13 protein-coding genes are annotated in these 11,617 nt (G+C 35.2%); 11 read left to right on the plus strand and 2 right to left on the minus strand.

Annotated features, from left to right (window positions below):
• The first annotated feature begins 217 nt into the window (after positions 1-217).
• Both ASF10_RS11790 and ASF10_RS11795 read left to right on the plus strand, forming a co-directional pair.
• The gene (locus ASF10_RS11790; protein ID WP_056249339.1) at positions 218-781 is read left to right on the plus strand and encodes a helix-turn-helix domain-containing protein; all 564 of its coding nucleotides are present in this window, start codon (positions 218-220) and stop codon (positions 779-781) included.
• Positions 778-1,920: a tyrosine-type recombinase/integrase gene (locus tag ASF10_RS11795; RefSeq protein WP_056249341.1), complete on the plus strand. Its 1,143-nt coding sequence runs from the start codon at positions 778-780 to the stop codon at positions 1,918-1,920. The genes ASF10_RS11790 and ASF10_RS11795 overlap by 4 nt, the downstream gene beginning before the upstream one ends.
• A 202-nt stretch (positions 1,921-2,122) precedes the next feature.
• Here the strand turns inward: ASF10_RS11795 and ASF10_RS11800 are convergent, their stop codons facing one another.
• Both ASF10_RS11800 and ASF10_RS11805 read right to left on the minus strand, forming a co-directional pair.
• Positions 2,123-2,944: a helix-turn-helix domain-containing protein gene (locus ASF10_RS11800; protein WP_056249343.1), complete on the minus strand. Its 822-nt coding sequence runs from the start codon at positions 2,942-2,944 to the stop codon at positions 2,123-2,125.
• A 254-nt stretch (positions 2,945-3,198) separates the two neighbouring features.
• Complete coding sequence (locus tag ASF10_RS11805) at positions 3,199-4,194, minus strand: SDR family NAD(P)-dependent oxidoreductase (RefSeq protein WP_056249346.1); 996 nt, start codon at positions 4,192-4,194, stop codon at positions 3,199-3,201.
• Positions 4,195-4,511: 317 nt separating this feature from the next.
• On the opposite strand from ASF10_RS11805, the gene ASF10_RS11810 reads away from it, so the two are divergent.
• The 9 genes from ASF10_RS11810 (at position 4,512) to ASF10_RS11850 (ending at position 11,549) form a co-directional block, all read left to right on the plus strand.
• Complete coding sequence (locus ASF10_RS11810; protein WP_056249349.1) at positions 4,512-5,747, plus strand: competence protein CoiA; 1,236 nt, start codon at positions 4,512-4,514, stop codon at positions 5,745-5,747.
• A 124-nt stretch (positions 5,748-5,871) separates the two neighbouring features.
• On the plus strand, positions 5,872-6,621 hold the full coding sequence (locus tag ASF10_RS11815) for a hypothetical protein (RefSeq protein WP_056249351.1): 750 nt from the start codon (positions 5,872-5,874) through the stop codon (positions 6,619-6,621).
• A 21-nt stretch (positions 6,622-6,642) separates the two neighbouring features.
• A complete protein-coding gene (locus tag ASF10_RS11820) occupies positions 6,643-6,990 on the plus strand; it encodes a hypothetical protein (RefSeq protein ID WP_056249354.1) in 348 nt (115 codons plus the stop codon).
• 87 nt (positions 6,991-7,077) lie between these two features.
• Positions 7,078-7,791 carry a hypothetical protein gene (locus ASF10_RS11825; RefSeq protein WP_056249357.1) on the plus strand — a complete coding sequence of 238 codons (714 nt, stop codon included), beginning with the start codon at positions 7,078-7,080 and terminating at the stop codon, positions 7,789-7,791.
• A 238-nt stretch (positions 7,792-8,029) separates the two neighbouring features.
• Complete coding sequence (locus ASF10_RS11830; RefSeq protein ID WP_056249359.1) at positions 8,030-8,605, plus strand: hypothetical protein; 576 nt, start codon at positions 8,030-8,032, stop codon at positions 8,603-8,605.
• A gap of 148 nt (positions 8,606-8,753) precedes the next feature.
• Positions 8,754-9,518 (plus strand): DUF6615 family protein, encoded by a 765-nt coding sequence (locus ASF10_RS11835; RefSeq protein ID WP_056249362.1) that lies wholly within the window; start codon positions 8,754-8,756, stop codon positions 9,516-9,518.
• A 134-nt stretch (positions 9,519-9,652) separates the two neighbouring features.
• On the plus strand, positions 9,653-10,162 hold the full coding sequence (locus ASF10_RS11840; RefSeq protein ID WP_056249364.1) for a GNAT family N-acetyltransferase: 510 nt from the start codon (positions 9,653-9,655) through the stop codon (positions 10,160-10,162).
• Positions 10,152-10,460, plus strand: coding sequence for a hypothetical protein (locus tag ASF10_RS11845; RefSeq protein ID WP_056249366.1), 309 nt, complete (start codon positions 10,152-10,154; stop codon positions 10,458-10,460). The genes ASF10_RS11840 and ASF10_RS11845 overlap by 11 nt, the downstream gene beginning before the upstream one ends.
• A gap of 144 nt (positions 10,461-10,604) precedes the next feature.
• A complete protein-coding gene (locus tag ASF10_RS11850; protein WP_056249369.1) occupies positions 10,605-11,549 on the plus strand; it encodes a hypothetical protein in 945 nt (314 codons plus the stop codon).
• Positions 11,550-11,617 lie beyond the last annotated feature (68 nt).

Here is an 11,617-nt window from a genome sequence, read left to right on the forward strand (position 1 = left end):
ACAAACTAAAACAAAGAATCCCAGTTAAAATGTTATAAAACAGCATTTTAACTGGGATTCTTTTTTCTGTTTATATAATTTTATTTATAGATAGTTTGTTCCTTTTTGTACCATTATTGTACCACGAAAATAATTTTTCCCTCTGGGATTTTTTTCGGTGAGATTATGGCACAATGAGACACACATAGACACAATGGGACACAAAATTAGTCACATTATGAGTTCCAACATTGAGGTTATTAGAATTTGTGAGCACTGTAAAAAACAGTTCACAGCACGAACAACTCGTACCAGATATTGTTCACCCATTTGCAACAGCAGAGGCTATAAAGCGCTGGTACGTAAAGGAAAAGTAGAAAAAAGCAATAACGACACTGTTCAGCTTTTAAATACAGATTTGGAAAAAGTGAAACCGCTTGAGTTTTTAAAAATTACTCAGGCAAGCCTTCTTTTCGGAATTAGCAGAAGTACCATCTATAGGTTAGTTAACAATGGATATCTGGACATTGGCAAGTTTGGCAAACGAACCGTTATCCGCAGATGTGACCTGGAATCTTTTTTTGCAATTCCAGTACAGGATGTAACCTTAAAAACTGGACAGCAATTTCCCGGTTTCGACAATTGTTATACGATAACAGAAATCCAACAGAAGTACAATATTTCTTCAGGGGCACTCTATCTACTAATTCAACGGCAGGGCATAGTGAAATATTCCATTGGAAAATTCACATGTGTAGCCAAACAGGATATTGATATAATTTTTAATGCTGCGGGGAGATGAAAAATATAAATGTAACGCTAAGAAAAAGGACGCTGCCAAGTGGAAAAATTACATTATACCTTGATTTTTTTCCTCCTATCTATAACCCCAAAACTCGTGAATTTTCAAGACGAGAGTATCTAGGTTTATATCTGGTTTCAAAACCAAAGAATAATATTGACAAGACAATGAATATAGAAAATTTGCACAAGGCCGAGATGATTTGTGCCAATAGGCTAAATGAATTGAATAAGCAACAAATCTATACACCATTTGAGAAAGAGCGGCTTCGTCTGGAAGAAATAGGTGAAAGATCATTTCTACAGTATTTTAAACAGACAGCGGAAAGCAGAATTAATATCAATGCAGAAATCTGGAAATATGCTATTATACATTTTGAAAACTTTTTAAAGGGAGAGGATATATTAATGAAGGATATCAATGTGACCATTATTGAGGATTTCAGAGATTACATATTAAAGGCAAAAACCGTACGAAATAATGATAAGCTCCTTTCTCAAAATACTGCCTTATCGTACTTTAATAAAATCAAGGCCACACTCAGAAAGGCATACAAAAAAGGATTGTTGCAAACCGATGTTAATGCCGCAGTTGACGGTATCAGGGAACAAGAATCGCAAAGAAATTTTTTAACTATGGAAGAAGCTTCTAAGTTGTTTAGCACACCATGCAAAAAAGAGATTGTCAAGCGAGTAAGCTTTTTTTCCCTGCTAACAGGTATGCGTTATTCCGACATATCAAAACTTACGTGGGAAGAGGTGCAGTATAGTAAACAAGAAGGATATTATATAAGATTTAAACAGCAAAAAACCGATAAGCCTGTTACTCTGCCGATTTCTCAGGAGGCTCTGGAATTATTGGGCCCAGAAAGATTGAAGCAAGGAAAGATCTTTTCTAATTTAAAAAAATGGGACTTTGACCGCTTGATACCTATCTGGATAAAAGAGGCATCTATCGAGAAACATATTACATTTCACTGCTTTCGCCATACTTATGCAACATTGCAGATGGCCGCTGGTACAGACATTTTTACTGTATCTAAAATGTTGGGACATAAAAACATAAAAACCACTCAGATATACACCAAAATCATTGATGAGAAAAAAAGAGAAACAACAAATAAAATCACTTTTAAATAAATTTAAAATTTGCAGATGCAAAATATGCCATTGAAAAGTATAACTTAAAACAACATTGATAGCCATCAAACAAATATAAACTCAAGCTTAAATATAATTTTGGATGGCTATGACTATGCTATTCACGAATGAAAAATTTAGGCACTTTACGTTAAACTGTATTTACAGATAAAGCAGAATTTTTTCAATTATAATACCACCATTATAAAGCGTCAGTAGTTGAAAGCAGCTGGGTCGGAGCCATACCGTACTTCTTTTTGAAAGCAAAAGAAAAGTGCGACAGGTCCTCAAAGCCCACCTCGAGGTAAACCTCGGTGGGCTTTTTCTTTTTTTCCGCTAGTTGATAATAGGCCAATTCCAGCCTTTTTTCTGTCAGCCATTTTTGCGGGGTGACATTAAAGAATTTCTTGAAGTCCCTATTGAAGGTCGAAAGGCTCCTGCCTGTCAGGTATCCTAACTTCTCCATTGGCATATTAAACATGAAATTCCGCTGCATGAAATCGATCAGGTCAATCTTTCCGGGCTGGTCAAAATTAGCAAGCAGTCCGTCGACACTTTTATCAATTTCACGTAGTATGGTGATGGCCTCCATAATCTTCAGTGATGCAATAGTCTCTGGAAATTCACCTTCCATATCAAAATACGGAACTAACGAAGCCAGGCAGCTTTCGAGCAGTGGGTGGCTAGTGAAGCTCATTATCCTGCTATGGCTTGCTTTTGTATTGATCGTATTAATGCTTGCGTAAAACTCTTTGAGCCTCTTTTGCGAGAGATGCATTACCACGGTTTTATGGGGCTGTCCATATTTGGGGTAGTTTATTATAGTAGCCAGCATGTTTCTAGGGATCAAAAAGATGTCGCCCGTCTTAAAAAGGAAAGTAGCGTCAGCCTGAATAATCTTGGTTTCACCCGAGAGGAACCAGATCAGCATATGGTCATCAAATATCAAATCCGACTTAAATAATTTATCATCATAGCTGGATAGCTTGATTTCCTGTGTTAAATATTTTGAGATATGTTCCATGGTAATTCCTTAATTAGATTTGTTGTATCAGCTGCAAAAGGGAATCGTATCCCTTGGACTAACTGAAGCGGCTCATAAGCTTACCACCTCAAAGATAGCTATCTCTGGCACATACCGATTCGCTACTTCTTGATTTTACACGACCGTGGTATAGCTTATTCAGCTGTTGCCGCCCTCACCGGCGGCAATTTTACCTTTGAAATCTGTCATTTCATGTTTTTTAATTAGGTCGTTATGTGCCTACCATGATGCGGTTAACCAATATTAAAGTCAACTTTCGTCATTTTTTCACTCAGTCCCCACAGTCTTTTGGCATCAGTCTTGTCCAGCGAATAGACCTTCACCCCGTTTTCTATACCGTCCTCCGGCGCTATCGATGCTATATCACAATCTTCGCAGTATACACCCCCAACTTTATCGAGCGTCGGGCTGGTTGCGCACCAAACTGTTGTTGCTGCCCCTTGTGGTATGGTCTTTAACGAAGCCAGTACCTCAGGAAACATATTTCCCTGAGCATCGCAAAATCCCATTTTTTGGAATAGCTCCAATGGGGCTTCCCTGCCTAGCTCAGTCCCCGCTATTGATCCTGGGTGTACCGAATAGGCCCTTACGTTAAGATCCTTCGCGCGATCATCCAGTTCGAGAGAAAAGAGATTAACAGCTGTCTTTGACTGGCCGTAGCCCTGTAGCGTCTCATAGTCTCGGTTATGGAAATTTGGGTCATTAAAGTCAAAGCCCGCAAACTGGTGTCCTTGCGAAGATACATTGACAACTCTTGCGCCATCTGCCTGCTTGAGGGCGGGCCATAGCCTTGCGGTAAGTTGGAATTGGGCCAGGTAGTTGGTCGCCAGCTGTGATTCAATGCCGCGGCTATCCCTTCTTAAAGGCACCCACATGATCCCGGCATTGTTTATTAGCAGGTGCAGTGGCCTGCCCGATGCTATGAATTTTTCAGCGAAAGTATCAATGGATTCCGGATCCATCAGGTCCATGACTTCGATCTCGACATTAGGGATTCCATTCAGGTTAGCCAACGCCTTCTTATTATCCCTTGCCGGAACGATGACCGTTGCCCCTGCCCCTGCCAATAGTCTGGTAGTTTCCAACCCAATGCCAGAGTTGCCTCCTGTTACAATAGCTATTTTACCTGTCAGGCTTATACCATTTATTACCTCATTTGCCGTCGATGTGCCGTTAAATCCTGAACCTGTAGGTGCTTGTAAAGCGCCTTGATAATTGTCTTGTGCCATAATGCGTACTATTAAATTTGTTATAGGGCAAAGTTAGGCCCGCAATAGCATTGGTGCTTTGTTCAGATCTTCAATAGTGCTTTGTTTAAAATGTCATCAACCTTTAAAACAGGAAAAGTTTTAAGTCAAAGGCAGAGAATATTACTCTATATATTCTGAAATACATCATAATACCCTTACAATATGGCAGTAGTTTTATGATTTAAAAAAAGTATATTTACAAGTCTGATAGATTGACAAATTAGACTTTAACAATTATACTTAAGCTAAATTTGTAGCTTATATCTAATAACCAATTAGCTGTAATTAGTTCGAATATGCAACATGCAATAGACATAAGTGGAGAAAAGATCAAACCAAGTTTTTCAGGTCAAACTGCCTATTGTGACTTTTGCAAAGAGAAAGTGATAGGGAAATGTGGCAAAATCTATATTTGGCATTGGCAACATGTACATAACGCAAATTGCGACTCATGGAAAGAAGGTGAAACCGATTGGCATCGTGCATGGAAAAATAAATTTCCCTTTGATTGGCAAGAAAAAATTATAGTGAAAAATGACGAAAAACACATCGCTGACATTTTTACCACAAATGGAATCGTAATAGAATTTCAAAACTCTATGATTTCTTCATCAACAATAGCGCAGCGTGAAAAATTTTATGAAAAAATGATTTGGGTAATAAATGCGCAAACGTTTAAAAAAAATTTAGTTACTGAAAATATATCAGATAAACTTCTTGCTGAAATCGAGCGTCACTATCTAACAAAACGAAGTTCGTTAGAAATGCACAATTCTCTTAAACTACAAAATTTAAAGAAAAAGCAAAAAACTTTAATTTCAGAAATCCAATCTAAGGAAATTGAGCTTAAAGAGTTAGAGTCTAAAACTGTTATTTTTAATAGCTACAATAAAAATGCAGAAACATTTGCAAAGCGAATAATAAATATTTGGCAAAGCGAAAACTTATTTGTCGAAACATCGCTTATCGAGATCACGAATGATGATGCAATCATTACTAAAAAGCCATTTTTTAGTTTATTAGGTGAATTGAAACGGAATAAGTATTTTTTGAATTTAGCTGTAGAAAATAGTACAGAAATCGAAAAGCTTTACAATGAACGTAACGAGATTATGACTAAACTTGAAGGTCTAAAACCAGCTTTAACTGAGGAATTGAAATTCGTGGCTTCACAGTTTTTAAATTTAGAAGATGAAATTGCTCAACTTATAAGAATTATTTCTTATTTGAAAAATGAGAATGCAGAAAGTGATAAAGAATTACAGCTACTAAAGGCCTCAATCGACAATTACATCTCGACAAATTTGAAAAAATTGGAAATTAGTTTTGAAGAAGAAAGAAATGAGATTATTAAAGATAAGGATAAACTAGGCCTATCTTGGAAACACGAAAGAAAAAGTTGGGCTTCAGCGACCTCGCCTATTTTCTTCGACATAGGTGATGATAATTTGTTATACAAATATCCTAACAATAAAGTTTGCATAATAAAAGTTCCTGATTTTTTGCGTAAATACAACCCTAACGAGAGCTAATCGCAGCTAATAAAAACTGCTGGTTTTTTTACTAATTATAAAATCTGATACTAACAGTTATTATATTTACTTTACCTTTAAAACGTTGTGTGAAACGTTTAACGAAATTAATCCCAGTAAATACATGGAGAAAATTAGATACTACAATGACAATACAGGACCAATAAAAGAAGCCGAAGTTTTGGCTTTCAAAAAAGCTCTGCAGCTATGTCATGAATTAGAGAATATTAATCAAGTGGTACTTCTTATCCATACTAAAAATAACACGGGTTATCTGGAACGTATATTTGGAACGCGAAATCTAAATTCATACTTTAAGGGTGTCACACCAGACCCAAAATATCCTTCTTTTAAAATTGAAACAGTAAGAACTTTTTCTGACAGCTGGCAGAGAAACGTGATTTTGGTATGTTTTGGATTACGTTCTGAAGAACTATCCAAGTATGATGATTTTGAAAGTGTTAAGGCTATAATTGCACATCAATGGAAAAGTCCAGACGTACAAAATTGGGCAAAATCTTGGGAAGCAATTAATCTTGATTCTGATGAAAAAAGTGAAAAAATGCCATTTCCTGATAAGGTAGTTCAAGAAGCATTCAACGATCTATCAAGTTCAATAAATATGTCTACAGGTATAACACATCCAATGGATGAAGAACAATGCAAGACATATTTAAGAGCACTCTACAAATATGAGTACAAATTAGATGCGGCAGAAGTATTTGCTTATTTAACTACAGAATTGAAATGGGATTCAGACAATGCAAATGATGTCATTAAGCTCATAAATAAACTTAATTCCGGAGGATATTTTATTGGTGGTGCTAAAACTGGGTTGCAAAATTACATTAAAGATTGGAAGTCCAAAAAATAACCCTTTTCAAAGATCTTAAAAATGAGCATTATACCTTTTTCAAAAATTAGAAATGTAACCAATATAACTGTAGCAGAAAAGGAAAGAATATATGACTTTTTTCAAGGAGCCCTATATTGCTGGTGTAAGAACAGACCAGACGAATGGTTTACGGTAAGGGATTTTTTAGGAGGTGAAAATTTTGACTGGAATGGAACACCATTGATTGTCTTGTTCAATAAGCACAAAAAACAGGGCAAGTCAGATGCTGATTCAATTGAGGCTGCAGGCAAAGATGCAGGTTGGATTGCAAAAAAGGTAATCGCTGAGGACGCTCGCGAATTTGAAACAGAAAAAGGGTTTGTCCGAAGATACAAATGGAAAAAGTAGAAATGCGCTATCAATTTAATTAAAGACAGTAGGACAGTGTTAACTTCATAAAGCTACCGTCGATTTGACAACCATAAAAAATAAGAAATGTTATATGCATGGATTAATGGAGTAAAAAGAACTCCAATAGAAAAAGGAGAACAAACTATTTGTCAAGATTGTGGTGGAATTTTAACCTCTGTAATTCCCACTGAAAATATTAAACATTGGCGTCACAAAGCAGGTGATTGTGACAGTTGGAGTGAAGCTGAGGGAGAGTGGCACCTGTCCTGGAAAGAACATTTTGATTTCAATTCTAGAGAAATTTGTTTAGTCGACGAACATTCAGGAGAAAAGCATAGAGCAGATATTCTCTGTGGCTTAGGGTCATCGAACGCTACAGTACTTGAACTTCAACATTCTCATATTTCGGAAGAAGAACGCGTTTCACGCGAATTATTTTATAGTAGAAATAATAAAATGTTTTGGTTAGTTCATATTCACAGTGAAAGTTCTTTTAACGAATTTAGCTTTGAAACTTTCATTGGATTTTCTTCAGAAATTGAATATGCAGGACACAAGTTTATGGTAGGAAGTTGGGGAGGAAGAAGTACTCAATTTATTGAAAAATGGAAAAAATCAAGTGTAAATGTTTTTTTTGATTGGAAAGGCTATGTGTTTTATCTTGCCGATGAAAAAGTTTCAAAACATCTTGGAGGTCCTTTTGGACGGGGTCGATTTGCCGTATGTGCATTGAGTAAAAATGATTTTATAAGTGCTGCCAATGGCAAAATGGAAAAACCCGATGCTGAACTTTCTTAAATAAAATCACTACGTAATGATTTTCCAAAGAATCAAAAATAATGTCGAAGAAATAGTGAAAGAAAAAATTAAAAAAGCAAGTAATAAATGCCGGCCTTAATTAATGTTTATATTTAGTTGGTGCTAATATAAAAAGTGCAATTTCTTCTTAACTTAGTTCTTGAGTACTGAAATAAATAAACCCGATTTCGGGTGGCAAAAATAATAATTCGGATCATTAGAAGCGATAACCACAAGCATGGAAAAAGAAGACTTAAATGGAAACTTAGAAAGTATAACATCCGAAAAATTTGTATTTAGTGAAGATGAAACTAAATATCTAAATTCTTGGACAAATTTGTCGATGCAAATTTTAGAAGCTGAACATTCATTAAAATTTGCACTTAAGTTCAATGAGGTAGAACCATTTGATAAATTTGAAGATTTTGTTTTAGCGCACGGAATGTTCAAAAATTCAATTTTATCTTATGCCAAATGTTTTTCCAGTTCTGGCAAAGGCAAGGTTTCTTTGGATGCAAATAATGTCTTTAAGATGGACGTTGAACTGAGAAAAATTCATGATGCCTTGATGGATATGCGAAATGGATATATAGCACACAATGGCAACAGCGACTTCGAGTTAGCTATAGTTTTACAGAAAAAAATCGATAATGAAATGACTTTAAGTCAGACTATTACCTTTAAAACCCCCGTCGGTGATTACGAGAAGTTTTTTCAACTCTTTGATCATTGCACGAATTACATTGTGGAAAAAGTAAATCATAAAGTTGATAAACTTGAGAGTAAGCTTGGTTTGAAAATAAAATTTAATTAATGTTCTAAACATTTCTAATATTCAATTACGGTTTTAAAATGGCAGAAACGGATATTTTTTAGTATTTAATAACTATTAAAACAGCTTGCACCTTTTAACGTAAAGAAAAAATGCTGCGAGGACGTTTTTCAGATAATTTAATTCATCTATGATTTGTAAAGTTTTTAAGTCTTGTTCACGAGAAGTTTTAAATTGGATTACCAAACAGCAATCTGTTAATGAAGAGTCTATTTCAGATTGGCTTCTTTATAAATTAAGCGATCTTGAGCCAAAAATTAATTATCTTGGTTTTAATAGGTTTGAAGAAGCTGCTACAACAGGCGCGGATTACGAATTATGGGTAATCGGACTGCCTGTATATTATAGGTTTAGAATTCAAGCCAAACGCTTGCGTAAGGGACATGACCATTATTCAAGTATCGCCTACTCCAACCGTTATGGATTGCAAATAGATAAGTTAATCAAAGATGCAAATATACTAAACTATATTCCCCTATATGCTTTTTATAATGAAGAAAAGCAAGTTAGTAGATGTCAAGGAAAAGTTGACGATGAAGGTGTCTACTTAGCAATGGCTAGAGAATTATATAATGCAGTTCTTTTGAAACCTAAAACATTCATTGACACAGCTTTTCTGATTGGAAAATCACTACCAATTTCTTGTTGGTTTTGCTGCCCACTTATAAATCGAACTCCTGGCGGCGGCTTTCTACCATTCCTTAATAATTACTTTAATCTGAGTGATTATTCTGAGCAAGGCCAATATAAAGTTCTGCCGTTTGAAATTTCTAATCTTATTCAAAAGTTCAGATCTGATAATCCGGAATCCATTTGGGATTTTCAATTTGACGAAGATTATAAAGATTTGAAAGGGATTATAGTTATAGATATAGAAAATGAAACAACAGATTAAACGTCTTGACGAAATTTATTTGGATCGCAGATAACGGGAAAAACCATTTATGATTTATGTTTAGCTCTCAAAACGGTCAGTTCCAGCAAGGACTAAGACGCATAATACGAAAATCATAATCTAAATTTGAAACATTGGAAGAACTAACATTTAAAATCATTAGTACAGAAAAAATAACTTCCGGCATTGCCGAAAATTTTATTGGACTTTTAAAAAAACAAAATAAAGTAAAGACTCCAACGGTCGAAAAAATTCAATCGTGCTTTAGAGTTGTTCTTTGTTACGCAGACCAAAACTTAATTGGTATTGGTGCTTTAAAAACTAAAACTTCATCAGATTTTACCACATCTAAAGCTGACCTGCCTGATCTTGAACCAAAATTTACGTGGGAACTAGGATATATGTATGTTGATGAAAATTTTAAAAATTATGGTATTTCCACAACTATTTCCAGGCTTTTATTAAAGCAGCTTCCAAATCAAAATATAATGGCATCTACCGAGCTATATAATGATAATCCTATGATTTACATACTCGAGAAATTTGGTTTTCAGAAGTTTGGAAAGCCTTGGCCTAGTGCCAAACATGACGGCACACTTGGCTTATTTTTAAAATTTAAAAAAGGAGAAACAAATGGAAAATAAAGAAATTATAGGCAAGGATAAATCATACAAAACTGACTCATTCAGAGACTGGCCTTTTAAAGAAAGTTTTTCATATAAAAACTGCATATGCTGTTTTTGGATTAATACCCCTGCAACAAACGGATTCATGAGATATGTTCATGTAGATTTTTTCAGTGAGGTTACAGACGAACTATTAATGAATTACAAGGCTTCAGGATTTGCCCCAATGGGCTTTTATGTGATTAACTGCAGTAAAGAAGAAAGTGCAAGTATTATTGATGATATTAAAAAATCTCAATATTATATAGGTTACTAATGATCCAGCGTATGACAACTGTTAAATATAAAACCGCATTTCTATAAAAGCATCTTTATTTTCTTTAATTTCGGTTAGAGCATTAATAATTCTGCTTCTTTCACTGCTGCAAAATTTTATCAGCAAACCGTTAGCCAATAACTTATGAAAACCTGCAAAATTTGTTCGTCTGCTGCAGACAAAACCGGATCGCATATTGTTCCTCATTTTTTAATGAAGAGAATAGATACGGAAGAAGGAAAAAAAGGCCGGGATAAAGAACTCGGATTTGTTATTTCTGAAAAAAATCCGTCATCCTATTTCGGCAGAGGAGCCAGCTTAGAAAAGCTGAATGAAATCTTTGGTGAAATCGATGAAACACGAATAAACAATAATCAAATTCCTCTCGTTGAAGATTATATTTTCTGTCACAAATGTGAAAATGAACTTGCGGAATTAGAATCAAATTATTCCAAATCGATAAATAATCCCTCATTTAATTCAGATAGAAATTATTCCAGTAAAATATCTGCGGATAAGGCTTTGTTATTTTGGATTTCAATAATGTACCGACTAAGCATATCCGCAAATTCCGGAGTCAAAATGTTACCCGAGCACGAAGAGTTGTTGAGGGAAATACTTGATTTGCATTTCTCATCGCATTCTGTAAATAAGAGTATTGAAAGAATCAGATATAAACTTTTTCGAGCTTACGACTATTCATCTAAAAACTCAACAGTTTTACATTTTAATCCTAAAAATATAAATCCTTATCTGGTAGTTATTGATGAGTATATCCTTATTTTTTCCATTGATACCGAACCTTTAACTAATAAATTTTACAGCGTTAATTTACACACTGAAAATGCAGTTGAAAATAATATCGGTCATGAAACTGAATCCCTCTATTGCTTAGATTACGCTGTTCTGTCAAAGTTAAACCAAGCCTTTTTCGATACAGCTGCTGAGCGGTATAAGCTCACACTTTTCGAGCAATGTGATATAATATACGCTAAGGCCGGTCTAGGGCGCAGTATGCCGCCAGCTATGAAAGAAGAAATCTTTGAAAATATTGCCAGGGTGGAAAAACCGGTCAATTTGACCACCTAATTCCGGACTAAATTGACCACCCGTTCCGGAGCAAACTGACCACCTAATTCCGGAGCAAATTGACCACC

Origin of the sequence: Flavobacterium sp. Leaf82 (assembly GCF_001422725.1) — a bacterium.
Classification (GTDB): domain Bacteria; phylum Bacteroidota; class Bacteroidia; order Flavobacteriales; family Flavobacteriaceae; genus Flavobacterium.